Origin of the sequence: Streptosporangium fragile, assembly GCF_039534445.1 — a bacterium.
Classification (GTDB): Bacteria; Actinomycetota; Actinomycetes; order Streptosporangiales; family Streptosporangiaceae; genus Streptosporangium; species Streptosporangium fragile.
In genome coordinates, this window is sequence record NZ_BAAAVI010000038.1 from 1 (window position 1) to 25,436 (window position 25,436).

Here is a 25,436-nt window from a genome sequence, read left to right on the forward strand (position 1 = left end):
GAGCGCGGCGACCGCGGCGAGCGGACCAGCGACCGCGGTGAGCGCGGCGACCGCGCCGGCGACCGCGGCCCGCAGGGCCGCAACGACCAGCACGGTGTCGGCGAGGACGACGACCGTCGCGGGCGTCGCGGCCGGTTCCGCGAGCGCAACCGCCGTGGCCGTGACCGCTTCGACAGCAACGAGCCCGTGGTCGGCGACGACGACGTCCTCATCCCGATCGCCGGAATCCTCGACATCCTGGACAACTACGCGTTCGTCCGGACGAGCGGCTACCTGCCGGGCGCCAACGACGTCTACGTCTCGCTGGCCCAGATCCGCCGTCACGGCCTGCGCAAGGGCGACGTCGTCACCGGTGCCGTCCGCCAGCCGCGCGAGGGCGAGCGCCGCGAGAAGTTCAACGCCCTGGTCCGCCTCGACACCGTCAACGGCATGGACCCGGAGCAGGCCCGTCAGCGGCCCGACTTCAACAAGCTCGTCCCGCTCTACCCGCAGGAGCGCCTGCGCCTGGAGACCGAGCCGAACATCCTGACCACCCGGATCATCGACCTGGTGGCTCCGATCGGCAAGGGCCAGCGCGGTCTCATCGTCTCCCCGCCCAAGGCCGGAAAGACGATGGTGCTCCAGGCGATCGCCAACGCGATCACCCGTAACAACCCCGAGTGCCACCTGATGGTCGTCCTCGTCGACGAACGTCCGGAAGAGGTCACCGACATGCAGCGGTCGGTCAAGGGCGAGGTCATCCACTCGACCTTCGACCGCCCGGCCGAGGACCACACCACCGTCGCCGAGCTCGCCATCGAGCGTGCCAAGCGCCTGGTCGAGCTGGGTCACGACGTCGTCGTGCTCCTCGACTCGATCACCCGCCTCGGCCGCGCGTACAACCTGGCGGCCCCGGCCTCCGGCCGCATCCTGTCCGGCGGTGTCGACTCCACGGCGCTCTACCCGCCCAAGCGCTTCTTCGGCGCCGCCCGCAACATCGAGAACGGCGGCTCGCTGACGATCCTCGCCACGGCGCTGGTCGAGACCGGCTCCAAGATGGACGAGGTCATCTTCGAGGAGTTCAAGGGCACCGGCAACCTGGAGCTCAAGCTCAACCGCCAGCTGGCCGACAAGCGGATCTTCCCCGCGGTGGACGTCGACGCGTCCGGCACCCGCAAGGAGGAGATCCTCATGTCGAAGGACGAGCTCCAGATCGTCTGGAAGCTCCGCCGCGTGCTCCACGCGCTGGACATGCAGCAGGCCCTGGAGCTTCTCCTGGAGAAGATGAGGGAGACCAAGTCCAACGCGGAGTTCCTGCTCCAGGTGCAGAAGACGACGGTCAGCTCCGACCGCGACTGATCATCCCGCCGCGCGCCGAGCGCCCCGGCCCCTCACGAGGGGCCGGGGCGCTCGGCGTTTCGCGTGGAGCGCTCTCCGCCGGTGCCGTGACCGGCCGGCCGGTTGCGGTGACCCGGCCGGCGCCCGGCGTTTCGCGAAAGCGCTTGTCCGGCCTTCGACTTCGGGATATCCCTACCCCTGGACGTCCCGTCCGCCCCGTTCCCGCCCGTCCGCGCCCGCGGCATGCCGGGCGGCCGGGGCGGCGGGTGACGAGCACGCCCGGCGGCGCGTGGGGGGACGGAGGGGCGCATGGCGGCCGAGACGGTGGCGGGCACGCCGGTGGCGCGGACACCGCTGCGCCGGCGCGTGCCCTTCGGGCCCAACGGGCCGCTGGGCGTGCTCGTCGACCCGGCGACCTGGCGCGCCGTGCCGTACCTGCTGGTGAGCCCGTTCCACGCCCTGGTCTGCTCCGGGTTTCTCGCGACGGTGATCCCGCTCTCGCTGCTGCTGGCGATCGTGTGGGTCGGGGTGCCGCTGCTCGCGCTGTCGATGCTGGCCTGGCGCGGCGCCGCGATGCTCGAACGCAGGCTGCTCCGGCTGGCCTTCGGCGTCCGCATCCCCGACCCCTACCGCCCCTCGGAGGGACACAACCTCTTCCAGCGCTGGAAGGACATGTTCGTCGACCCCGCGACCTGGAAGGACCTGCTCTACCTGCTGCTGTTGCTGCCCGTCGGCCTGGGGGAGTTCGTCGTCTCCGCCGTCCTGTGGTTCCTGGCGTTCGGTCTGGTCTTCCTCCCGCTGCCCCTGGTGCTGGCCGGGGATCCGATGACGGTTCTCGACGGGTTCTCCTTCGACACGGTGCCGAAGGCGCTGCTGTGCCTGCCGGCCGGGATCGCGTTCCTCCTCGTCGCGTTGTACGCGACCCGGGGGATGGCGTGGCTGCACGGCATGTTCGCCGCCGGGCTGCTGGACGCCGGGGAGCGGAGCCGGTTGGCCGCCCGCGCCGCCCACCTGCGGGCCAGCCGGGCCAGGGGAGTCGACGCGGCCGAGGCGGAGCGGCGCAGGATCGAGCGCGACCTGCACGACGGCGCCCAGCAGCGGCTGTTGTCCGTCGCGATGGACCTGGGCCGGGCCCAGGCCAAGATGGACTCCGACCCCGAGGGCGCCCGTGAGCTCCTCGCCCAGGCGCACAGCGGCACCAAGGCGGCCATCGCCGAGCTGCGCGACCTGGCCCGGGGTATCCACCCGGCGATCCTGACCGACCGGGGGCTGAGCGCGGCCCTGTCCTCGCTCGCGGCCCGCGCGCCCGTGCGCGTGGATCTGTCGGTGGAGATGTCCCACCGCCCGCCGCCCGCGGTGGAGAGCATCGCGTACTTCATCGTGGCCGAGTCGCTGACCAACATGGCCAAGCACGCCGAGGCCACCGAGGGGTTCGTCCGGGTCAGCCGGCACGGTCAGCGGGTGGTCGTCGAGGTCTTCGACAACGGGGTCGGCGCCGCCGTGCCCCGCCCCGGGGGCGGCCTCGCCGGGCTGGCCGACCGGGCGGCGACCATCGACGGCACCCTGAGCGTCGACAGCCCGCTCGGCGGCCCCACGACGATCCGCGCCGTGCTGCCCTGCGAATGGTGAGGACTTGACCCGTGCGCGTGGTGATCGCAGAAGATTCGGTCCTGCTGCGCGAGGGGTTGGCCAGGCTCCTCGCCGACGGGGGGATCGACACGGTGGGGTTCGCCGGTGACGGCCCCGGGCTGGTGGCGGCCGTCGCCGAGCACGAGCCCGATCTGGCCGTCGTCGACGTGCGGATGCCGCCGACCCACACCGACGAGGGCCTGCGCGCCGCCCTGGAGGCGAGGTCCCGGCGGCCCGGGTTGCCGATCCTCGTGCTGTCGCAGTACGTCGAACAGCAGTACGCCACCGAGCTGATCGGCGGGGGTGCCGCGGCGGTGGGTTACCTGCTCAAGGAGCGGATCGCGGACGTGGCCGAGTTCCTCGACGCCGTGCGCCGGGTGGCGGCCGGGGGCACCGTCATCGACCCGGACGTGATCGTGCAGTTGCTGAGCCGTCAGCGTCGCGGCGGCCCGCTGGAGTCGCTGACCGCGCGGGAGCGCGAGGTCCTGGCCCTGATGGCGGAGGGCCGCTCCAACACCGCGGTCGCCGCGCGCCTGCTCGTCACGGAGGGCGCGGTGGAGAAGCACATCTCCAGCATTTTCGCCAAACTCGGTCTCGGACCCGCCACCGACGACCACCGCCGGGTTCTCGCCGTCCTCGCCTACCTCGGCCGGTGACCGCGGTCCCACCTGCGGGAGAGCGTGGTTTCCCGCCCGGAGGGCACCACCGCCTTCCCGCCCGGAGAACACGGCGGTCCGGTGCCGTACGCGGACGCGGGCCGGCGGGGCGGGGAATGTTCGGTGGCCTGTGATGGTTGGAGGATCTGGCACACTGGTAGCCGAACCGTAGCGGTTCCGGTTCCCGCCCGCGCGCACCCCGGTGTGCTTCGCGCGCGAGACGCCTTGCAGGCGAGAGACAGTGGCGACCCGGCGACCGCGCTTTGGAGAGGAACACGACGCATGAAGCCCGACATCCACCCGGAGTACGTCACCACTCAGGTGACCTGCACCTGCGGTAACTCCTTCACCACCCGCAGCACCGCCACGAGCGGCGTGATCCACGCCGACGTGTGCTCGGCCTGCCACCCGTTCTACACGGGCAAGCAGAAGATCCTCGACACGGGCGGCCGGGTGGCGCGCTTCGAGAAGCGCTTCGGCAAGAAGCCCGCGGGCAAGTAGCCCCATCCCGACGCCGGCTCGGAGCGTGCCCCTCGTCGCCGAGGGGTGCCCCGGGTCGGCGTTCGTGATGATGAGGCAGGCTTACAGGGCTTTTGAAGGAAGGACGCACGGTGAATCTCGACGAGCTGCTCAGTGAGTACGCCGAGCTGGAACTCAAGCTCGCCGACCCCTCCGTGCACGCCAACGCGAGCCAGGCGCGCACTCTGGGCAGGCGGTACGCGGAGCTCACCCCGATCATCGCCACCTACCGGGAACTCGAGGGCGTCCAGGCCGACCTCGCGACGGCCAGGGAGCTGGCGTCGGAGGACGAGGCGTTCGCCGACGAGGCCAAGGAGCTGGAGGCGAGGGTTCCCGAGCTGGAGGACAAACTCCGGCACCTGCTGATCCCGCGTGATCCCAACGATGACAAGGACATCATCATGGAGATCAAGGCGGGCGAGGGCGGTGAGGAGTCGGCGCTGTTCGCCGGTGACCTCCTGCGGATGTACCTGCGCTACGCCGAGCGGGTCGGCTGGAAGACCGAGATCATCGACGCCACCCACTCCGACCTGGGCGGTTACAAGGACGTCACGGTCGCGCTGAAGGCCAGGGGCGACGAGGGCGTCTGGTCCAGGCTCAAGTTCGAGGGCGGCGTCCACCGCGTCCAGCGGGTCCCGGTCACCGAGTCCCAGGGCCGCATCCACACCAGCGCGGCCGGCGTGCTGGTCTACCCGGAGGCCGAGGAGGTCGACATCCAGATCGACCCGAACGACCTGCGCATCGACGTCTACCGGTCCAGCGGCCCCGGCGGGCAGAGCGTCAACACCACCGACTCGGCGGTGCGCATCACGCACCTCCCGACCGGCGTGGTCGCCTCCTGCCAGAACGAGAAGAGCCAGCTCCAGAACAAGGAGTCGGCCATGCGCATCCTGCGGGCCCGCCTGCAGGCCATCGCGGAGGAGGAGGCCAACGCCGCGGCCATGGCCGAGCGCAAGTCCCAGGTCCGCACGGTCGACCGTTCCGAGCGGATCCGCACCTACAACTTCCCCGAGAACCGCATCTCCGACCACCGCGTCGGCTTCAAGGCCTACAACCTCGACCAGGTCCTCGACGGCGACCTCACGGCCGTCATCCAGGCCCTGCTCGACGCAGAGATGGCGGAGAAGCTCGCCGCACACGCATAGAACGCGCCATGACATTCCTGCTGGACGAGATCGCCCTCGCCACCGCCCGGCTCGCCGAGGCAGGTGTCCCGTCGCCGCGCACCGACGCCGAGGAGATCGCCGCGTATGTCCACGGCGTACGCCGCAGCGAGCTGCACACGGTCAAGGACTCGGACTTCGACGCCCTGTTCTGGGAGGGCGTCGCCCGCCGGGAGTCCCGTGAGCCTCTCCAGCACATCACCGGGCGCGCCTACTTCCGCTACCTGTCCCTGGAGGTCGGGCCGGGGGTCTTCGTGCCGCGCCCGGAGACGGAGGTGGTGGCGGGGTGGGCCATCGACCGGCTGCGGGAGATGGACGTCGCCTCGCCGGTGGTCGTGGACCTGGGCACCGGCTCCGGCGCCATCGCGCTGTCCATCGCCCAGGAGGTCGCCCTGGCCACGGTGCACGCGGTCGAGATCGACCCGGACGCCTACCGCTGGGCCAAGCGCAACATCATCGAGCACGGTCAGGGGCGCGTCCACCTGCACCCGGAGGACCTGGCCGACGCCCTGCCCGAGCTCGAGGGGCAGGTCGACCTGGTGATCTCCAACCCGCCCTACATCCCGCCGGGCGCGGTCCCGCGCGACCCCGAGGTCCGCGACTACGACCCGCGCCGGGCGCTGTACGGCTCGGGCAGTGACGGTCTCGACGAGGTCAGGGCGGTCGAGCGGACCGCCAGGCGGCTGCTGCGCCCCGGCGGCTTCGTCGCCGTGGAGCACGCCGACCAGCAGGGCACCCCGGTCTACCTGATCTTCTCCGAGGAGAACGGCTGGCGTGACATCCGCAGCCGTCAGGACCTCACCCGCAGGGACCGCTTCGTGACCGCCCGTTTCGGCCAGGAATAAGAGCAGGAATAAGATGGCACGCCGTGGGCCGGGAACGCGTCGGCGGACGCCGTCCCCGGCCTGCCGCGGGCCGGTCAACGACCACAGTGGCCTGCGGCCCGCCGATGTCGAGCCGCCGGGTGAGGAGGCAGAATGAGCCGACGTTATGACTGCGCCGACGCCGAGCAGCGGGCCGCCGGCCTGACCGACGCCGCGTCCGCCGTGCGGCGGGGTGAGCTCGTGGTGCTCCCGACCGACACCGTCTACGGGATCGGAGCCGACGCCTTCACGCCCTCGGCGGTGACCGCGCTGCTGGAGGCCAAGGGCCGCGGGCGCGACATGCCGGTGCCGGTGCTGGTCGGGACCGTGCGGGCGGCGAACGCCCTGGTGGAGAGCCTCGGCCCGTACGGCCAGGATCTCGTCGACTCCTTCTGGCCGGGCCCGCTGACGCTCGTCTGCCGCGCCAACCGGTCGCTCTCCTGGGACCTGGGTGACGCGAAGGGCACCGTCGCGCTCCGGATGCCGCTGCACGCGGTCGCCCTCGACCTGCTCAAGGAGACCGGCCCGATGGCCGTCTCCAGCGCCAACCGCTCCGGCGCGCCGCCCGCCACCACCGCCGCCGACGCGGAGAAGCAGCTCGGCGACTCCGTCGCGGTCTACCTCGACGCCGGGCCGTCGGGTGACGACGTGCCGTCCACCATCCTCGACCTGACCACGGCCGTGCCACGCCTGTTGCGCCGCGGAGCCGTCCCGGTGGAGAAGTTGCGCGGGGTGATCGGTTACGTGGCGACCGACGCCGAGCCCGAGGCCCCGTCCGCGTCCGACGGGTGACCGTGGACCCGAGCGTCCCGGTTCTCCTTGTCAGGATCGGGCACTACCCGCTCCACCACGGTGCCGTCGGCGCCGTCCGGACACTGGGGCGTCTCGGGGTTCCCGTGCACGTCATCGCCGAGGGGCGTTTCACCGCCGCGGCACTCTCCCGGCACCGGGCCGGCCGGATCGTCTGGCCGACCACCGGGTCCGAGCCGGTGGAGCACCTCGTGCGGGGGCTGCGGGAGATCGCCTCCTCGCTGCCGGGGCGGCCGGTGGCCGTGGCGACGGACGACGAGGCGGCGATCCTGCTGGCCGAGCACGCCGGGGTCCTGTCGGAGCATCTGCTGCTGCCGCCGGTCCCGCCCGGCCTGCCGCGCCTGCTGGCCAGCAAACACGAGATGTTCCGGCTGTGCCGGCGCCACGGCATCCCGGCCCCGGAGTCGCGGCTGGTCACCTCGCGCGACCACGTCGACGAGATCGCCCGGGAGTTCGCCTTCCCCGTGGTGGTCAAGAACTCCGAGCCGTGGGTCCGGCTGGCCGCGCCGGTCGTGGAGCGTTCCACCGTCGTGGACACGCCGCGGGAGCTGCGCGAGCTGGCCGCCGGGTGGCCCGACGCGCCGTACGCGCTCGTCCAGGAGTACCTGCCGCGTTCGGAGTCGACGGACTGGATCGCCCACGTCTGCTGCGACGCGCGGGGCGGCATCGTGGCCGGTTTCACCGGCGTGAAGGTGCGGTCGTGGCCGCCGCACGTCGGGGTGACGACGTACGCCTACTCGGTGCGCAATCCGGAGCTGGCGGAGCTGACCGCCCGCCTGTGCGGGGAGAGCGGCTATTCGGGCATCGCCGACCTGGACTGGCGGCTGGACCACCGGGACGGCAGGTACAAGCTGCTGGACTTCAATCCCCGGGTGGGGGCCCAGTTCCGGCTTTTCGAGACCGACGCGGGGATCGACGTGGTCCGGGCCCACTACCTCACGCTGACCGGCCAGGCGGTGCCTCCCGGCGTGCAGGTCGAGGGGCGCAGGATCATCGTGGAGAACCTGGACATCCCAGCTCGGATCGCCTACCGGGGCGGGGGGGAGCGGCGGCACCGGGTTCCCGAAGGGGGCGGGCGGGAGTTCGCCTGGCTCACCGCCGACGACCCCCTGCCGGGACTGGTCACGGCCGCCCGCAGCGCCCGCCCGGTGATGCGGCGTGTCGCCCGGCTGTTCGGGGGGATGCGTCGGCCGCGTCAGGGGTGAGAACCTTCATCGCTTATGCGGTGTAAGCGAATTTTTCGCCTCTTGTTACTTTCGGGGTTTTTGTTAGTCAAGTAAACCCATGGTGCAGACCGTACGTCTTGCCTGTGCTTGTTGGGCAAGAAGGTGAGATCGTATGGGTGCGTCGCCGATTGAGCGCACAGCGGGGTACTCCGCCGCTCCTGGGAGTCCGGGGAGTGAAGGGCATCCGCGCAGCCCGGGAAGCGGGCGGAAGCGGTCGGTCACGCGGGTGCTCGTCGCCGGTGATCTCGGCTGTGCTCTGCTGGCCCACCAGGTGGTGCTCGGCGCCAGGTGGTGGTGGGGCGGCTACGTCCCCTGGTTCGAGATGGTGTTCTCCGCGGGGCTGGTGCTGGCCTGGCCGGTGGCGATGTCGTTCGTGGGCGCGTACCGGCGTCGGGTCCGGGCGGGCGGCGTCGAGGAGATCCGGCTGGTGCTCAACGGAGGTCTGGGCCTGGCCGCGGTCGTCGCGATCGGTGCCTACGTCACCAAGCTGATGATCGCCAGAAGCATCGTCATCGCCATGCTGCCCCTGGCCATCGTGCTCACTCTCGTTTTCCGGCGTTGCCTGCGCCGCCGGTTGCGGCGGAGGGATCCGGACCGGTGGGCCGAGCACGCCGTCGTCGCCGTCGGGCACCGGGCGTCGGTACTGGACCTGGCGATGGAGCTGTCGTCCCAGCCCCGGTACGGCATGCGGGTGGTCGCGGCCTGCCTGCCCGGCGGCGCGGCACCCGGGCAGGTCCTCGACGTCGACGGGGTGCCGGTCCTCGGAGATCTCACCGACGTGGCCGACGCGGTGGCCAGGACGTCGGCCGACGCCGTGGCCGTCCTGGCCTGTCCCGAGCTGGACGGCGCCACCCTGCGCAGGCTGGCCTGGAGCCTGGAGGCCACCGACACCGACCTGTTCGTCGCCTCCTCGCTGATGGACGTCGCCGGGCCGCGCATCAGCGTCCGCCCGGTCGCCGGGATGACGTTGCTGCACGTCGACCACCCCGCCTTCGGAGGGGTCAACCAGCTCGTGAAGAACGTGTTCGACAGGGTGGCGGCCGCCACGGCCCTGGCCGTCCTGGCGATCCCGATGCTGGTGATCTTCGTCGCGGTCCGTGCCACGAGCGAGGGGCCGGGCCTGTTCCGGCAGACCCGCGTCGGGCTCGGCGGGCGCGAGTTCCGGATTCTCAAGTTCCGGAGCATGGTGAACGGCGCCGATCGGCTGGGGGGCGCCGGCTCCGGGGCGGTGCCGCCCAAGACGAGGGACGACCCGCGGGTCACCAACGTTGGAGCGTTCCTGCGACGTTACTCCCTCGACGAGCTTCCACAGCTCGTCAACGTGCTGCGGGGTGAGATGTCCCTCGTCGGGCCGCGCCCGCTGCTGCCCACGGAGTTCGCCCTGTACGGCTCCGACGTCCACCGCACGTTGCTCGTCCGGCCGGGGATGACCGGCCTGTGGCAGGTCAGCGGCCGTGCCGATCTCTCCTGGGACGAGCGGATGCGGATGGACCTCCGCTACGTCGAGAACTGGTCCCTGACCCTCGACCTGCAACTGCTCTGGAAGACATGGGGAGCGGTCGCCCGGGCGAGGGGGGCCTATTGATCCCGGCCCGGTCGTCAGCGGACCTCCTCGACGTCGTTGCCGCTGTCGTTCTGCCGGATGTAGGCGTCGACGCGGTCGTCCCGGATCGCCGCGCTGAGCGCTTCGACCTGCCGCCTGTCCAGGTAGACGACGCTCTGCGACCTCTCCATGCCGGTGCCTTTCACCGGCATGGTGGTGAATTCGACCGCGTCGATGCCGGCCAGTTCGAGCATCCGCGACCTGAGGACGCCGGGGGTGACCCCGGAGTCGACGCTGATGGCCTTGGTTATGGCGCGCAGCAGGTTGTTGACCTTCACGGGGTTGGCGAGGGTCTCGGCGCTGAGCACCTTGTCGGAGATGGAGTTCAGCAGGGCCTGCTGGCGTTTGATCCGGTCGAAGTCCCCGCCGGGGAGGTTGACGCGCTGGCGCACGAACTGCAGGGCCTTCTCGCCGTCGAGGTGCTGGCGGCCGGCCTTCCAGGTGACGCCGCTGAGCGGGTCACGCACGGTCTGGGCCACCTCGACGTCGACCCCGCCGATCGTGTCGACGGCCGAGGAGAACCCCTGGAAGTCGATCGCCGCGTAGTGGTCGATCCGGACGCCGGTGAGTTTCTCGATCGTCTCGATCAGCAGGGCGGGACCGCCCCAGGAGAAAGCAGCGTTGATCTTGGCTCTGCCCTTCCCCGGGACGGCGACCCACGAGTCCCGGGGGATGGAGATGACGGAGACCCGGTTACCGCCTTCGGCGAGATGGATGAGCATGATCGTGTCGGTGCGCTGCCGGCCGGGCCGCCACAGCCGGGCCTCCGCCTCCTCGCCGGTGGTCGTCTTCTCCGACCGGCTGTCGGTCCCGACGAGCAGCCAGTTCTCGCCCACGCCGACCTCGGCCGGGGGGCGCTCGGCCCCGGCGGTGGGCAGGGCGTCGGGGAGGCGGACGATCTCGCTGTCGAGGCTGCTCTGGAAGGCGTAGAGCGTTCCAGCGGCGCAGGCGCCCATCAGGATCCCGGCGGTTCCGGTGATCAGTAGGAGGCGCAGGGCGCGGTGCATGGGGGTGCCCCTAACGAGTCATGTACGCCAAAAAAAATGGTATGCAACCTGCGATACTTTATGTCGCATCAGTAGCCATTGGCACTACTGGCTCGTTCATCGCTCATGTCACGGAGGTCACGGTGGAGCTTGACGCCGTGGAGCGGGAGACGCCCGGTGGCGTCCCCTCGGAGGGGGCGGTGCGGGTGCTCCACGTGACCGAATGCTGGGGCGGCGGGGTCGCCAGCGCCGTCCACGCCTACATCGAGGCCACGCCCGGCCACGATCACTGGCTGCTGATGGCGCGCGACGCGGCCGACCCCCTGCTGGACCAGGAGAGCCTGCTGCGGGGGCTCCGGGTGTTCGCCGACGGGCACCTGGCCAGGATCCGGGACGTGGCCGCCGCCTACCGGGAGATCCGCCCCGACGTCGTGCACGCCCACTCCTCCTACGCGGGCTTCTACGTCCGGTCCTGCCCGCAGGTCCCCGGGGAGCGGATCGTCTACACCCCGCACTGCTACGCCTTCGAACGGACCGACGTCGGCCGCCCCCTCCGGTACGGCTTCCGCCTGGCCGAGGCGCTGCTCGCCCCGCGCACCGGCGTCGTGGCGGCGGTGAGCCCCCGGGAGGCCGAGCTCGCGGCCCGGATCCGCGCCGGGCAGCGCGTGGTCTACGTCCCCAACGCCGTCCCCCGGATCCCCGCGGAGCAGGGCGTGCGGGAACGCTCCGGCGCCACCCCCGGAATCCCCGCGGAGCCGGGATCCACGGGAACTCCGGCGGAGCGGGGCACGCCGGAACGCTCCAAGCTCGTCGCGGTCACGGTCGGCCGTATCTGCGCGCAGAAGGACCCGGCCTTCCTCGCCGCCGCCGCCCGCGCCGGCGACGCGTCCACCAGATGGGTCTGGATCGGCGACGGAGATCCCGCCCTGCGCCGCGTCCTGCGGGACGCGGGGGTCGTCGTGACGGGCTGGCTCCCCCGGGACGAGGTGCTGGCCATGATCCGCACCGCGGACGTCTACGTTCACACGGCGAGCTGGGAAGGCGCACCCGTCTCCGTGCTGGAGGCGGCCGGAGCCGGGCTGCCCGTGGTGGCGAGGGACATCCCCGCGCTACGCAGCCTCGGAGTGCCCGATCTGGTGGCGACGCCCGCCGAGTGCGCGCGGGCCGTACGGGACCTCCGCGACGACCGGCGGCGCGAGGACGCGAGGCTGCGCCTGGCCGACGTGCTCGCCGGGCACACCCCCCGGCTCCAGGCCGCCCGGCTCGCCCGCGCCTACGCCCTCGCCCTGGGCGCGGCGTGAGAGTCGCGGTGAGCGGCAAGGTCCTCCGCCGCAACGTGGGTGGCAACACCTCCTACACGCGGACCCTCTACGCCTCCCTGACGGCGTTCGGAATCGAGCACGAGGCGCTCGTCCCGCCCGGCGACGGACTCGGCGGGGCCGCCCGGCAGCTCGCCTACGCCGTCGCCGACGGCCTGCTGTGGCCGGCCCGTCCGGGCCGGGCCGACCTGCTGCACTTCCCGGCCGACACCGGGGCGCTCGTCGGTTCCCGGGTGCCGATCGCGGCCACGGTGCACGGTGTCGAGGACGCGCCCGTCCCCGGGCTGGCCCGCGCGCTCTGGAAGCGCACCTGGATGGCCAGGGTCGGTCGGCTCACCCGGGTCGCCGACGCGGTGATCACCGTCTCGCGCCACTCGGCGGGTGAGATCGGCAGGGCCTTCGGCGTCCCCGCGGCGCGGTTGCACGTGATCCCGCACGGGCTGGACGCGGGCCGCTTCCACTCCCGGGACGACGGTGACGCCGCCCTCCTCGCCCCTCTGGGCCTGCCGGACCGGTTCGTGCTCTACCTCGGCAACCTCGACCCGCGCAAGAACGTGACCGCCCTCGTCGAGGCGACCGCGCGCCTGGGGATCCCCCTGGTGGCCGCCGGAGGCGGGTTCCTCGGCTCGGGGCAGGTCGAACGGGTGCTGGCCGAGGCGCCGCATGCCCGGTACCTCGGCCAGGTGCCGCACGAGCTCGTGGCGCCCCTGATGCGGGCGGCCGCGGTGTTCGCCTTCCCCTCCGGGCACGAGGGCTTCGGGATGCCGGTGCTGGAGGCCATGGCCTGCGGCACCCCGGTGGTCACCTCCGACCGGGCGGCGCTGCCCGAGGTCGCGGGCGACGCCGCCGTGCTCGTCTCCGACCTCGACGCGCGAGGCATCGCGGCGGGCCTGCGGAGCGTCCTGTCCGACGGCGCCGCCGCGGCGGACCTGCGCGCCCGGGGAATCGCCCGGTCGGCCCTGTTCTCCTGGGAGGAGTCGGCGCGGCGTCACGCCGAGGTGTTCACGGCGCTGGCCGAGGGCGGGGGCGCCGGGGCATGAGCACCCTGCGGCTGCCGCTGCGCGAGGGCGCCTGGTGGCTCCACCCGGCCTGGACGGCGATGCTCGCCACCCTGCCCGGCCTCCTGGCGGCCTGGACGATCGGTGACGACCGCTTCCGCGAGTGGTGGCGCACACCGAAGATCTTCGACGACGGCAAGGCGCTCATCGTCCTGGCGTTCGTCGGCGTCTTCGTCGTGGGCTGCATGCTGCCCTCGCTCGCCAGACCGGTGCGGGCCACCGGCATAGCGGTCAACGCCCGCCAGCGCCGGATCCTGCTCCTGACCGGCCGCTCGGCAGCCGCGCTCACCGTGGTGGGGTACGCGGTCTGGCTGGCCTCGGCGGTCTCCGGCGGGCTCAGCCTCGCCGACCTCGGGGCGGTCTTCGCGCTGAGCCCCGGTTCGGCGGACGCGGTCAAGTCCGAACTCGCCACCATCGGCGGGGTGACGACGCTGACCCAGCTGGGGCCGCTGGCCATGGTGTGCCTCTTCCTCGACCGGCGGCTCGGCGGCCGGCCGCACACCGCGGCGTTCACCGTGCTCACCGGGCTGACGCTGGCACGCGTCGTGCTCAACTCCGAGCGGCTCGCCCTGATGGAGGTCGTGCTGCCGATCCTCGCCGTGATCTCGACGCTGCGGCCGGGCGACGGGCGGCGCCACCACCGCTGGCTGTGGGCCGGGCTCCCGCTGCTCGCCCCGTTCGCCCTGGTGACGCTCTTCGGCACGTTCGAGTACGTGCGCAGCTGGTCCCACTACTCCACGACGATGCAGATCGACTACTCCGAGTTCGTGCTGCGCCGGCTGACCGGTTACTACGCCACGGCGTACAACAACTCCGCCATCGTGGTCGACGAGATCGGACCCGGCCTCGTCTGGCCGTACTACACCGTGGGGTTCCTGTGGAACTTCCCCGGCCTGTCCGCGGTGCTGACCCCGGAGTCCGTGCTGGGCTTCGACCCCGCCCGGGTCTGGCCCGGCCTGCTGTGGCGGTTCGGCAACCCCGAGTACAACAACACGGGCGGCCTGCTCGCCCCCCTCGCCGACTACGGGCTGGCGGGCGGCATGGTCTTCTGGGGCGCGACGGGGCTGGCCATCGGCGCCTGCCACCGCTGGATGCGCTCGGGCGAGGTACGGGGCCTGGTCCTCTACCCGGTGCTGTACGTGGGCCTGGTCGACCTGGCCAGGTACTTCTACTGGGGCGAGGGCCGGGCCTTCCCCAGCCTCGTCGGAGCGGTCCTCCTCGCCCTGTTCCTGCACCGGCGGCGGGCTCCGGGGGAGAACCCGGCGGAGCGGACATGACCGCGGCCCGCCGGGGGATGTGGACCCTCGCCGACCACGTGATCTGCAGCGGGAGCAACTTCGTTCTCATGATCCTCGTGGCCGGCAACGTCTCGGTCGTCACCCTGGGGCACTTCGCCCTCCTCTACGGGTTCTACGTGGTGGTCGTGGAGCTGTCGCGGGCGGCGGTCAGCGAGCCGCTCCTGGTCCGGCGGCCCGAGGGAGACGCCGCGGTGCGCCAGGCGCTGGCGGACAGTTCCGGCTCCGCGGCCGTGTTCGGCGCCCTCGCCGGGGTGCTGCTGCTGGCCGTGTCCCCCCTCCTGGTCGGCCCGTACTGGCACTCCGCCGTGGTGCTCGCCGCGCTGCTGCCGGTCCTGCTGGTCTGGGACGCGCTCAGGCTGGCCTTCATCGCGGTCGGGCAGCTGCGCCGCGCGGTGCTGGTCGACGCGGTGGGTGGGGCGGTGCAGGTCGCGGCGGCGCTCGCCGCGCTCCGCGTGGAGCCGAGCCTGACCTGGCTGATCGTGGGCTGGGGATTCGGCGGCCTGGTCGCCGCGGTCCTGGCGACGGCCCAGGCGGGGACGCTGCCCCGGCTCGGAGCGCCGCGCCGGTGGCTGGCCGAATACGGCAGGCTGGTCCGGCCGTACTTCGTGGAGACCGGAGCACTCTCCCTGGCCGGCTACGCCGTGCTGATCGTCCTGGGCCACGTCGCGGGCCCGGCGGACGTGGGCGCGTGGCGGGCCGCGCTGACGCTTTTCGGCCCGGCGAACGTGGTGATGGCGGCCGGCCGGGTCGCGGTGGTCAGCGAGGTCTCCCGGCTCAGGGACGCGGAACCGGGCCGGATGTTCCGGTTCGCGGCCATGGCCGGGCTGCTGTGCGGGGCCGTGGGCGCCGGGGCGGGCGCCGCCGTGGCGATCCTGCCGGACCCGGTCGGCCGGGCACTGCTCGGCGAGTCGTGGGCGGGCGTGGAACCGCTCGTCCCCGCCTTCACCGCCCTGCTCGTCATCGAGGGACTGGGCCTGGGACCCTACGGCGTGCTGCGCGCCATGGAACGGGTCCGCATGCTCTTCTTCCTGCGGGTGGCGGTCGCCGGAGGACGCGTTCTGGCGGTCACCGTGGGAGCGGCGCTGGCCGGCGCGGTGGGCGCGGCCACGGCGAGCTCGCTGGTCGAGGCCGCAGGATTCCTGACCGCCCTGGCCCTCCTTGCCGCAGTATTCACCACCATGCCGTCCCGTACGCAGCCGACGACGCCCCGAGAGTCGAGAGGGCATCCGTGAACACCAGAGACCTGATCGCCGGAGTCCGCAGAAACCTGCTGCTCGTGATCCTGCTCGCCGTCGCGGGGACGGGCTCCGGGCTCGCGATCGCCCTGCTGCAGCCGGAGGAGTACAAGACCACGACGACCCTGTTCGTCTCCGTCGCGCAGGGCGGCCAGTCCAGCATCGACCAGCGGTACCAGGGCACCCTGTTCACGCAGGAGAGGGTGCGCTCCTACGCCGCGCTCGTCACCACCCCGACGGTGACCAGACCGGTGATCAGGTCACTCGGGCTGCCGCTGAAGCCCGACGAGCTGGCCGAGAGGCTGCAGGTGGACGTACCGGTCGACACCGTCCTGCTCAACATCACCGCCCGGTACGGGGACGCCGCCACCGTGGCGAAGATCGCCAACGCGGTGACCGCGCGGCTCGTCGCGGTGGTCGCCGACCTGGAGGCGCCGGACGAGACCCAGGCCTCGGCGATCCGGGTGAAGGTGGTCAGGGACGCCGCGGTGCCGGAGCGGCCGAGCAGCCCCCGGATCGTCCTCGACGTGGTGCTGGGACTCGCACTCGGGCTCGTCGGGGGCGTCGGCGCGGGCATCCTGCGCGAGACGCTCGACACCCGCCTCCACAGCGCCGCCGACCTGACCCGGGTGAGCGACCACCCCATCCTGGCCATGGTGCCCAAGGACCCCGGCACGCAGGCCACCCCGCTCGTCGGCGACCGGTTCGGCCCCCGCGCCGAGGCGTACCGCAAGCTGCGCACCGCCCTGCGCTTCGTCGGCGTCGACCGGCCCGCCAAGGTGTTCCTGGTCACCAGCCCGCTCATGGGGGACGGGAAGTCGACGACCGCGGTCAACCTGGCCGCGGCGCTGGCGGCGGAGGGGGCCCAGGTGGCCCTGGTCGAGGCCGACCTGCGCCGCCCGGCGCTCGCCTCGATGCTCGGGCTCGTCGGCGAGGCGGGCCTGACCAGCGTCCTCAGCGGGAGGGCCGAGCCGGCCGAGGTCGCCCAGGCGACGGCGGGACCGCACCGGATCACCGTGCTCACCAGCGGGCCGCTCCCGCCCAACCCCAGCGAACTGCTGGGCAGCCGGCGCATGCGGGACCTGCTGGGGCGACTGGCCCAGAGCTTCGACTACGTCATCCTCGACGCCCCGCCCCTGCTGCCCGTCACCGACGCGGCCGTGCTCGCGTCCGAGGTCGACGGGACCATCCTGGTGGCGCGGGCGAAGAAGACCAGGCGCGACGAGCTGCGTGAGGCCCTGACGGCCCTGGAGACGGCCAGGAGCCGCGTCGTCGGAACGGTCTTCAACTGCGGGGCGGCCCCCGGCGCCGACCGGTACGGCCCCTACACGCGGGACACCGCCCAGGACCGGACGGCCGGGGGCCGGAAGGCGAAGAGGGGCGACTCGCCGGTCAGCGGGGACCGAGCAGTTCCCCCAGCGCGCGGCTGAGCGAGTGCCCGATCGCCCGGGCGCACTCCGCGTACCCCTCCGGGGGCCCGCCGTACGGGTCGGCGATCTCGACCGGGCGACCGGCGGGAGACCCGCGGCGCCGCGCGACGGCGCGGACCGCGGCGTGCGCCCGTCCGACGGTGTCGGAGCGGTGGCGGAGTCTCCTGCCCTCCGCGAGATGGGCGAACTCGCGGAGGGTGAAGGTCTTGTGCACCGCGGCCGGTTCCATCGTCACCGCCGAGCCGCGGTGCGCCGTCTCCATGGTGAGGATGAGGTCCGCGTCGTTGACGAGGACGCCGTCGAGCGGTCGCGCGCGGTGAGCGGAGCCGTCCAGGCCGAGGTTCGCCAGCGCGGCGAGGGCGTACGGCGCCATGGGAAGCCCCGCCCGGGCATGAGTGCCCGCGCTCGCCACCGCGATCGGGCAGGGAGAGGAACGCAGCATCGCCTTCGCGATCGTCTCCGCCATCGGGGAGCGGACGATGTTCGCCGTGCAGACGATCAGAATCCGGAAATCCTCCCTCACCCCGGATACTTTAGCCGCGAGCCTGCAGGTCAAGGCCGAAGCGATCTTTGAGGATGCCCCGAATGTTGGGATAGGTCTTGTTCAATTGATGCGCGAGCACCCGGCCCCGCAACCCCGCGGGTCCCGTCTCGTCGAAGGGCTCGATGCGCGGCATCGCGAACAGCCCCGCGTGCTCGGTGTGCCAGAGGGCGCAGGCGTAGCCGAACCCCGCCTCGGCGACGGCCTCCACCTCGCGGGTGCCGTGCTGCCCGTACGGGTAGCAGAACCCGTCGACGGCCTCACCCGTCAGATCCTCCAGCATCGTCCTGCTCGTCACGAGCTCCTCGACCAGCCGCCGGCCGCCGTCCACCGTCGGCAGCCGGGGATGGGTGAGGGAGTGCGAGCCGATCTCCATGCCCGCGGCGGCCGCCTCGCGAAGCTGCTCGGGCGTCATCACGTCCCGGGGGACCCCGGGATCCCACGAACTGTCACCGCCCACGTGGCCGGCGACGACGAACACGGTGGCGGTGAAGCCGTACTCCGCCAGGGCGGGCACGACGGTCGTGGCGAAGTCGGCGTAACCGTCGTCGAAGGTGAGCCCGACCAGCCCGGCGGCCTCGCCCCGCGCCTCGGCGGCCCGGAGCTCCCGCATCGTGACCCCGCGCAGTCCCCGGTCGCGCAGCCAGCGCATGTGGCGGTGGAAACTGCCAGGAGAGACCGTGATGCGCAGCGGATCACGGTCGAATTCCGCCACGGAGTGGTACACCCACACCATTGGCGATTTGTTCCGGCGGATCATTTGGGAAGGCTCCAATCGCACTTATTCGTGCTGGCCTACCATATCGGCGTGAACTCCGCCCCGCGGGTCGCTCTGGTGGTCACGACGATCGGCCGACCCGAGACCCTCGACCGCCTGTTCCGCTCGGTGCTCGGGCAGAGCCCGCCGGTCGCCGAGATGATCGTCGTCGACCAGAGCGGGGAGACGGGGACGGCGGAGGTCGTCGAGCGCTGGAAGGACCGGCTGCCGGTCCGGCGGGTGACCACGCCGCGCGGGCTGTCCGCCGGGCGCAACGCGGGGATGGCGGCGCTCGGAGACTACGACGTCGTCGGCTTCCCCGACGACGACACCTGGTACGCCCCCGACACCCTCACCCGGGTGTGCGAGGCGATGGGCGGGCACGGGGTCGTCTCCGGCAAGCTGCTCGACGCGGCCGGGCGCCCGGCCCAGCTGGCCTTCGGCACCGAACCGGCGGTCCTCGACCGCACCACCGTGTGGTCCCAGGCCATCGAGGCGACGTGTTTCTACACGGCGGCCTTCATGAACGCCGTGGGCCGCTTCGACGAGGGGCTCGGGGCCGGCTGCCCCACGCCGTGGCAGTCGGGAGAGGGGACCGACCTGCTCCTGCGCGGCATGCGGGACGGCTGGTCGGTCGTCTACGACCCGCGTGTCACCGTCTACGAGGACAACCCTTTCGTCCCCGCGGCCGGCACCAGGGAATTCCGCGCCAGGGCACGCCGGGTGGCGCGGGGGACGGGCAGGGTGTACCGCAGGCACTACGGCCGGCGGGCCCGGCTCAGGACGCTGGTCAGACCCCTCGGCGGCGCGTTGCTGAGCGCCGCCCGGGGGCGCTGGCCGGAAGCCGGCTGGCACCTGCAGCGGCTGGTCGGACGGCTGGAGGGCGTCACGGGGGTCGTGCTTCCGCTCCGCCCCGTACGTTCCAAGGCGCCCGCATGATCCATACCGTCTGATTATCACCGTGACGGGGGGCGGCCTCCCCGGTACCGTGAGGTGGGCCGACACTTCCGGGAGACCTCCATGGGAAAGTTCGAAGGAATGGACCCCCAGCTGGTTCGCGACCTGTTGTCCGAGGTGAAGCGGGCGGCGGAGCAGATGCGGAGCGTCGAGGGCAAGGTCGCCCAGGTCATGGGCGGGGCCGGTCTGTCCTCCCAGTCCACCCACCGGCCGGCCCAGATCGCCGACGCGTGCGACGGGATGGTCCGCGACGTCTCGGCCAGAGTGGCCCTGCTCGAGAAGAAGATCGAGCAGAGGACGGGCGACGCCGCCGGGCCGAAGGCCACGGACACCGGGGCCGGGGCGCCCGGGTCCGACGACAAGGACTCGAAGGCGGACGACAAGCCCCGGGTCGGTGAACAGTCGGCCGACGCCGTCCGGCGCGACGACCCCAAGGGCTCCCAGGATTCCTCGAAGGGCGAGGAGGCCAAGCCGGAGACCGGGTCGAAGGGTGAGGACGGTAAGACCGGCAAGGATTCTTCGAAGGGCGGTGAGGCCAAGCCCCAGACTGGGTCCAAGGGCGAGGAGGGCAGGCCCGAGGCCGGGTCCAAGAGCGAGGAGGCCAAGCCCCAGACCGGGTCCAAGGGTGAGGAGGGCAGGCCCGAGGCCGGGTCCAAGGGTGAGGAGGCCAAGCCCCAGACCGGGTCCAAGGGCGAAGAGGGCAGGCCCGAGGCCGGGTCCAAGGGCGAGGAGACTTCCCCGCGCGGCGAGTCCAGGGAGATCCTCAAGCCCGGTACGGGGCCGGAGGGCGCCAATGATCCCAAGCCGGAGACCGGCTCGAAGGGTGACGAGGTCTCCCCCCGCGACGGAGGCGGCGCCGGGAATCCGGAGGAGGCCGTCGAGCCGGAGACGCCGGAGCCCGAACCCGTCCCCGAGGCTCCCAGAGCCGATGAGAGCCGTCCGGAGGAACCCGGGTTCGAGGATGTCGACCCACCGGCCCCGGAGCCGGACGATGGCTCTCAGCGCGGCGAGCGGCCTGTTGACACGGCACCGCCGGAGACACCGGAGCCCGAGACCGCCCCCCGGATGCCCGAGGGCGAGGGGAGCCGTCCGGAGACGCCCCGCGTCGAGGATCTGAAACCGGCGGTTCCGGGACCGGGTGACGGTCACCAGAACGGCCAGCAGCCCGCCGACACCGTGCGGCCGGACATCATCTCGGCCAACGACAGGTCACCGGGCACGGGTGACACCGGGTCCAACGTCTCGAACACCGGGAACGACACGGGGGCGAACACCCCCGCCAACGACCCGGATGCCAAGGGCGACGCGGGTGTCAAAGGTGATGAGCGTTCGCCGAGGGAGGGCGGTGGTGTGTCCGCCGCTGATCCGGATGCCAAGGGTGACGCGGGTGCCAAGGGTGATGAGCGTTCGCCGAGGGAGGGCGGTGACGCGTCCGGTACCGACGATGTCTACGACACCCCGCGCAAGGAGCACCCCGACGACGTCGACCAGACCGGCGATCCCAAGGCGAAGATCGTGGAAGTCGACGGGGCGAAGGTGCTGCAGATCCCGCTCGACGCGCCCACGGCGGCCGAGGTGGAGGAACTGCTCAAGAACATCGAGGACATCCCGCCGCTGGACATGCCCGTGGTCGACGGTGTCTCCGGGACCACCGGAACCCCCGGCCAGGTCGAGCCGCACAGTCCGCTGCCGTCGGCCAAGCCCGACCACCCCGTTCTCGACACCGCGGGACCGGCCACGGACCAGACCGTCCAGCCGCCGGGCACCGGTGACGTCACCCCCCAGCCCGAGGTCACCGCCTCCGGCGAGCCCGCGGCCCCGTCGCCGCAGTCCGTTCAGGACACCCAGGACACCCGGGCTGCCCAGGACACCCGGCCCGCCCAGTCCGGCCAGTCCGCCGGGGCGCAGGCGTCCGCTCCGGTGCCGTCGATCGGCGAGGCCGCGTCCGGGGAGGAGCCGAAGCGGTCGGACGCACCGCCCCCGCAGGCCGGGGCGGCTCCCGGGGGCGGTGCGCAGGCGGCGGGTGAGGGGTCGGTCGCGAGGTGGGCCGGCGACGGCGACGACGTCGTCACCGTGGAGGCGCGCCCGCTCGACCTGGACGCGCTCAAGACGCTCGCCGACAACGTCCGCGAGATCGAGCCGCTGGAGACGCCGGGCGTGCAGGTCCCCGACGGCGAGACATGGGGGCGGGGTGCCTGGGCGCCCATGGACGTCGGGCCCGACGGCCCGGCGGGCGACGTCGACCCGGGGGATCCGTTGCGGCCCATCCCGCCCCCCGGTGGCGGCCGATGAGCCGGACCCGGCGGGCGACACGGCGTACGGCGCCCGCGTCCGCGGTCCCGGAGCACCGGGCGTGGGGCGAGGTCGCCGGCTCGGGGCACCGGAAGCGGGGCGAGGCCGCCGGCTCGGCACGGCGGACGCGCGCCCGGGGCCGCGGGTCCGGCGCGACGTGCGGGAGGCCGTCCGGGTCCGACGCGACGAGCAGGAGGCAGGGAGCGTGACAGCGAGCGTGAGGAGCCTGTGATGTTCGTGGATCCACCCGCACCGCAGCCGTTGCAGCCGGGGGAGACCCCGCCGTCGTCGGCGACCGCCGGGCTGCCGTCGCCCGACGCCGCGACGTCGTGGGAGTTCAACCCCGACTACCAGCGGCTGGTCATGGCGTGGAAGCAGGTCCTGCCCGTGCTCGACACGCTGACCAGCAGTCTCGACAGGGCCTACCAGCTCGCCAGGAGCCGGGACGTCTGGGACGCCCCCGTCTCCGGTCGTTACGTCGAGGACATGGCCGAGTGGCGCACCCGCCTCGGCCTGTACCGGCAGGCCATCCTGACCTCGATCAGCGACCAGGCGGCCGACACGCCGAGGTGGGTGCCGACCAACGCCGGAGCGCCGCACGCCTTCTCCTGACGGGCCGGGCCGCCTCCGCGCGGGCGGTTCCGCCGCGCCGAGGCGGCCCTGACATGGGAGAGCCGGGGATGCCGGGCTTACAGTGGGGTGGAGTCGTCATCCCGGGGTGTGAGCCATGGGCGCAGAGCCTTACTACGGGCCTGATTTCGGTCTCCTCAGCAGCGAAGATCCTCAGATCGCGAGTGTGCTCCTCGACGAGCTCGACCGGCTCCGCGGCGGAATCCAGCTGATCGCGAGCGAGAGCTTCGCGTCGCCCGCCGTGCTGGCCGCGCTCGGCTCGACGCTGAACGGCAAGTACGCCGAGGGCTACCCCGGCAGGCGCTACTACCCGGGGTGCGAGGTCGTCGACCGCGCCGAGGAACTCGCCGTGGACCGCGCCAAACGGCTCTTCGGCGCCGAGCACGTCAACGTCCAGCCCCACTCGGGCACCTCGGCCAACCTCGCGGCCTACGCGGCCCTGCTCCAGCCGGGCGACACCCTGCTGGCGATGGCGCTGTCGCACGGGGGCCACCTCACGCACGGCTCCCGGGTCAACTTCTCCGGCCGCTGGTTCGACGTCGTGGCGTACGGGGTGCGCAGGGACACCGAGCTGATCGACTACGACGAGGTCAGGGAGCTCGCGCTGCGGCACCAGCCGAAGATGATCATATGCGGCGCCACCGCCTACCCCCGCGAGATCGACTTCTCGGCCTTCCGGGGGATCGCCGACGAGGTCGGCGCCTGGCTGATGGCCGACGTGGCGCACACCGTGGGTCTCATGGCGGGCAAGGCCCTGCCCTCCGCCGTGCCGTACGCCGATGTGGTGACCTTCACCACGCACAAGGCGCTGCGCGGCCCCAGGGGCGGCGGCATCATGTGCACGGCGGAGCTGGCGGCGAAGATCGACCGGGCGGTCTTCCCGTTCGTCCAGGGCGGCCCGCTCATGAATGCGATCGCGGCCAAGGCGGTGGCCTTCGGAGAGGCGCTGCGGCCGGAGTTCGCCGAGTACGCGCACCGGGTGGTGAGCAACGCCCGGGTGCTGGCCGACGCGCTGGCGGCAGAGGGCATGCGGCCGGTCTCCGGCGGCACCGACAGCCACCTCGCCCTGATCGACCTGCGTGATGTCGGGGTCTCCGGCGCGGTGGCCGAGCAGCGCTGCCGGTCCGCAGGCATCACGCTGAACCGCAACGCGATCCCGTACGATCCGGAGCCCCCCACCGTGACCTCCGGCATCAGGGTCGGCACCCCCTGCGTCACGACGCAGGGGATGGGGTCGGAGGAGATGAAGGAGGTGGCGTCGATGACCGCTCAGGTGATCCGCAATCCCGACGCGGCGGCGGAGACCCGTGAGCGCGTCGCGGCCCTCACGAGGGCCCATCGCATATATCCCAGCGAACTATGAGCTGTTCTGTGTTGTTTTCCGGTCACAGCTGGCCGGACTATCCGCGAAACTAGGTCCGTGCGCGAATACCTACTCATGGCACTGGTGGCGGCGGCGGTGACCTATCTGCTGGTCCCGCTGGTCCGCGTTTTCGCCATCCGCATCGGTGCCATGCCCGAGGTCCGCGACCGCGACGTGCACACCACGCCGACTCCCAGGCTCGGCGGCCTGGCGATGTACGGCGGGCTCGTCGCGGGTCTGCTGATCGCCGGAGAGCTGCCCTACGCGGGCGGCAAGCTGGCGGCCGAGGGCGACGGCAAGACGGTGATCGCGCTCATCGTCGCGGGTGGCGTCATCACGCTGACCGGCTTCCTGGACGACTGGTGGGGGATGGACGCCCTCATCAAGCTCGCCGGCCAGATCGGCGCGGCGGGCGTGCTCGTGGCCTTCGGCGTCAGCCTCCCCTGGCTGCCGTGGCCCTCACAGCTCGGCGGGACCATCGTCCTCGACTCGACGCTGAGCGCGCTGATCACGATCATGATCGTGGTCGTCATGATCAACGCGGTGAACTTCGTCGACGGACTCGACGGTCTGGCGGCCGGCATCGTGGGCATCGCCGCCATGGCCACGTGGACGTACTCCGTGGCCCTGTCGAGGGACTTCGGCGACACCAGCATCAACGTCACCGCGGCGATCACCTCGGTGCTCATCGGCGTCTGCCTGGGCTTCCTGCCGCACAACTTCCACCCGGCGAAGATCTTCATGGGCGACACGGGGGCGATGCTGATCGGCCTGGTCCTCGCCTCCACGATGATCACCGTGACCCCCCTCGAGACCAGCAGCATCAACCGCTTCCCGGTGATCCTGCCCCTCCTCGTGCCGGTCGCGATCCTGGTGCTCCCGCTGCTCGATCTGGTCATGGCGGTGATCCGGCGCACCTCCAAGGGCCTGTCGCCCTTCGCCCCCGACCGTGGGCATCTGCACCACCGCCTGCTCGACATCGGCCACTCGCACCGCCGCAGCGTCCTGATCATGTACGCGTGGACGTTCCTGTTCGCCTTCGCGGTCGTGGCGCTGTCCATCGAGGGCGTACCGCTGATCCTGTTCCCGCTGACCGTGCTGCTGGCCGTCGGCGTCCTGGTCACGATGGCGCTGCCCCGCTGGCGGGCCCGCCGCGATGTCGCCAACGCGGCCGACGCCAGGGGGACCGGCGCCGGGCCGGCCCCGGCCCCGCAGGCGGGAGCGGCCGGGCCGTCCGCTTTCGACCGGCCGGCTCCCGAGCGTTCCGTCTTCGACCGGCCCGTCCCCGGGCCCTCGGCTTTCGACCGGCCCGTTCCCGGTTCGTCCGCGTTCGACCGCGCGGGCCCTGAGCGTTCCGTCTTCGACCGGCCGGCTCCCGGTTCGTCCGCGTTCGACCGGCCCGTCGCCGGTCGCCCCGCCGCCGACCGGCCCCTCTCCGAGCGGCCCGGTCCCGACCAGGCCGGCCCCGGCCGGTCCGTGCCCCCCGGCGGTGCTCCGTCACCGTCCCGCCCGCACCCGTATCCGCCGGGGACCCCCGGCCGCCGCCCGCCCGGCGGAGACGACACGGCCGCGCTGTCGACGCTGTCCGACCTGTCACTCAGCGCGCCGCGCCCCGGTTTCTCAAACCCTGAGACACCAGGCTGAGCACCATGCCGTCACCTGTTGATCGTTTACTTGAAACGGCAGGTAAAGGCGGCCTTCTGTGAGCTTGTGATAGCTTTCACTAGCAGGTGGTCGATCGAATGAGACCTGCAAGGTAGCAATCGCTCGCTTGATAACAGTTA

The 25,436-nt window shown here is 72.3% G+C and carries 22 protein-coding genes; 19 read left to right on the forward strand and 3 right to left on the reverse strand.

Annotated elements, in window-relative coordinates:
* The 9 genes from rho to ABD841_RS23845 form a co-directional block, all read left to right on the forward strand.
* On the forward strand, positions 1-1,338 hold a 1,338-nt coding region (gene rho / locus ABD841_RS23805; protein ID WP_344975886.1), incomplete at its 5' end, for a transcription termination factor Rho.
* Between the two features lie 288 nt (positions 1,339-1,626).
* Positions 1,627-2,946 (forward strand): sensor histidine kinase, encoded by a 1,320-nt coding sequence (locus ABD841_RS23810; RefSeq protein ID WP_344975889.1) that lies wholly within the window; start codon positions 1,627-1,629, stop codon positions 2,944-2,946.
* An 11-nt stretch (positions 2,947-2,957) separates the two neighbouring features.
* A complete protein-coding gene (locus tag ABD841_RS23815) occupies positions 2,958-3,602 on the forward strand; it encodes a response regulator transcription factor (RefSeq protein WP_344975892.1) in 645 nt (214 codons plus the stop codon).
* 282 nt (positions 3,603-3,884) lie between these two features.
* On the forward strand, positions 3,885-4,103 hold the full coding sequence (gene rpmE / locus ABD841_RS23820) for a 50S ribosomal protein L31 (RefSeq protein WP_344975895.1): 219 nt from the start codon (positions 3,885-3,887) through the stop codon (positions 4,101-4,103).
* 110 nt (positions 4,104-4,213) lie between these two features.
* Positions 4,214-5,266, forward strand: coding sequence for a peptide chain release factor 1 (prfA, locus tag ABD841_RS23825; RefSeq protein WP_344975898.1), 1,053 nt, complete (start codon positions 4,214-4,216; stop codon positions 5,264-5,266).
* Between the two features lie 8 nt (positions 5,267-5,274).
* Positions 5,275-6,129, forward strand: a complete 855-nt coding sequence (prmC, locus tag ABD841_RS23830) for a peptide chain release factor N(5)-glutamine methyltransferase (RefSeq protein ID WP_344975901.1) — start codon at positions 5,275-5,277, stop codon at positions 6,127-6,129.
* A gap of 132 nt (positions 6,130-6,261) precedes the next feature.
* Positions 6,262-6,939, forward strand: coding sequence for an L-threonylcarbamoyladenylate synthase (locus tag ABD841_RS23835; RefSeq protein ID WP_344975904.1), 678 nt, complete (start codon positions 6,262-6,264; stop codon positions 6,937-6,939).
* Complete coding sequence (locus ABD841_RS23840; RefSeq protein WP_344975907.1) at positions 6,936-8,162, forward strand: carboxylate--amine ligase; 1,227 nt, start codon at positions 6,936-6,938, stop codon at positions 8,160-8,162. Before ABD841_RS23835 ends, ABD841_RS23840 begins: the two co-directional genes overlap by 4 nt.
* Before the next feature lie 133 nt (positions 8,163-8,295).
* Complete coding sequence (locus tag ABD841_RS23845; protein ID WP_425582030.1) at positions 8,296-9,768, forward strand: sugar transferase; 1,473 nt, start codon at positions 8,296-8,298, stop codon at positions 9,766-9,768.
* 14 nt (positions 9,769-9,782) lie between these two features.
* Here the strand turns inward: ABD841_RS23845 and ABD841_RS23850 are convergent, their stop codons facing one another.
* Positions 9,783-10,793, reverse strand: coding sequence for an LCP family protein (locus ABD841_RS23850; RefSeq protein WP_344975912.1), 1,011 nt, complete (start codon positions 10,791-10,793; stop codon positions 9,783-9,785).
* Between the two features lie 122 nt (positions 10,794-10,915).
* On the opposite strand from ABD841_RS23850, the gene ABD841_RS23855 reads away from it, so the two are divergent.
* Genes ABD841_RS23855 through ABD841_RS23875 form a run of 5 tightly spaced genes read left to right on the forward strand, consistent with a single transcriptional unit; the run spans position 10,916 to position 17,112 of the window.
* Complete coding sequence (locus ABD841_RS23855; protein WP_344975914.1) at positions 10,916-12,073, forward strand: glycosyltransferase; 1,158 nt, start codon at positions 10,916-10,918, stop codon at positions 12,071-12,073.
* Between the two features lie 8 nt (positions 12,074-12,081).
* Positions 12,082-13,131: a glycosyltransferase family 4 protein gene (locus tag ABD841_RS23860; protein WP_344975917.1), complete on the forward strand. Its 1,050-nt coding sequence runs from the start codon at positions 12,082-12,084 to the stop codon at positions 13,129-13,131.
* Positions 13,128-14,426: a hypothetical protein gene (locus tag ABD841_RS23865; protein WP_344975920.1), complete on the forward strand. Its 1,299-nt coding sequence runs from the start codon at positions 13,128-13,130 to the stop codon at positions 14,424-14,426. Before ABD841_RS23860 ends, ABD841_RS23865 begins: the two co-directional genes overlap by 4 nt.
* Positions 14,423-15,679, forward strand: coding sequence for an MATE family efflux transporter (locus ABD841_RS23870; protein ID WP_344975923.1), 1,257 nt, complete (start codon positions 14,423-14,425; stop codon positions 15,677-15,679). The genes ABD841_RS23865 and ABD841_RS23870 overlap by 4 nt, the downstream gene beginning before the upstream one ends.
* Positions 15,676-17,112 carry a tyrosine-protein kinase domain-containing protein gene (locus ABD841_RS23875; RefSeq protein WP_344975926.1) on the forward strand — a complete coding sequence of 479 codons (1,437 nt, stop codon included), beginning with the start codon at positions 15,676-15,678 and terminating at the stop codon, positions 17,110-17,112. The genes ABD841_RS23870 and ABD841_RS23875 overlap by 4 nt, the downstream gene beginning before the upstream one ends.
* On the opposite strand, the gene ABD841_RS23880 is transcribed toward ABD841_RS23875, so the two are convergent.
* Positions 17,075-17,635 carry an arsenate reductase/protein-tyrosine-phosphatase family protein gene (locus ABD841_RS23880; protein WP_344975929.1) on the reverse strand — a complete coding sequence of 187 codons (561 nt, stop codon included), beginning with the start codon at positions 17,633-17,635 and terminating at the stop codon, positions 17,075-17,077. The two genes, ABD841_RS23875 and ABD841_RS23880, sit on opposite strands and share 38 nt — an antisense overlap.
* A 10-nt stretch (positions 17,636-17,645) precedes the next feature.
* The gene (locus ABD841_RS23885; RefSeq protein ID WP_344975932.1) at positions 17,646-18,368 is read right to left on the reverse strand and encodes a polysaccharide deacetylase family protein; all 723 of its coding nucleotides are present in this window, start codon (positions 18,366-18,368) and stop codon (positions 17,646-17,648) included.
* Between the two features lie 93 nt (positions 18,369-18,461).
* Between ABD841_RS23885 and ABD841_RS23890 the strand changes: the two genes are divergently transcribed.
* From ABD841_RS23890 to ABD841_RS23910, 5 genes are all read left to right on the forward strand, one after another.
* Positions 18,462-19,349: a glycosyltransferase family 2 protein gene (locus ABD841_RS23890; RefSeq protein WP_344975935.1), complete on the forward strand. Its 888-nt coding sequence runs from the start codon at positions 18,462-18,464 to the stop codon at positions 19,347-19,349.
* 81 nt (positions 19,350-19,430) lie between these two features.
* Positions 19,431-21,659 carry a hypothetical protein gene (locus tag ABD841_RS23895; RefSeq protein WP_344975938.1) on the forward strand — a complete coding sequence of 743 codons (2,229 nt, stop codon included), beginning with the start codon at positions 19,431-19,433 and terminating at the stop codon, positions 21,657-21,659.
* Positions 21,660-21,890: 231 nt separating this feature from the next.
* Positions 21,891-22,271 (forward strand): hypothetical protein, encoded by a 381-nt coding sequence (locus ABD841_RS23900; RefSeq protein ID WP_344975941.1) that lies wholly within the window; start codon positions 21,891-21,893, stop codon positions 22,269-22,271.
* Between the two features lie 115 nt (positions 22,272-22,386).
* On the forward strand, positions 22,387-23,652 hold the full coding sequence (locus tag ABD841_RS23905) for a serine hydroxymethyltransferase (RefSeq protein ID WP_344975943.1): 1,266 nt from the start codon (positions 22,387-22,389) through the stop codon (positions 23,650-23,652).
* Positions 23,653-23,709: 57 nt separating this feature from the next.
* Positions 23,710-25,296 carry an undecaprenyl/decaprenyl-phosphate alpha-N-acetylglucosaminyl 1-phosphate transferase gene (locus ABD841_RS23910; RefSeq protein ID WP_344975946.1) on the forward strand — a complete coding sequence of 529 codons (1,587 nt, stop codon included), beginning with the start codon at positions 23,710-23,712 and terminating at the stop codon, positions 25,294-25,296.
* Positions 25,297-25,436 lie beyond the last annotated feature (140 nt).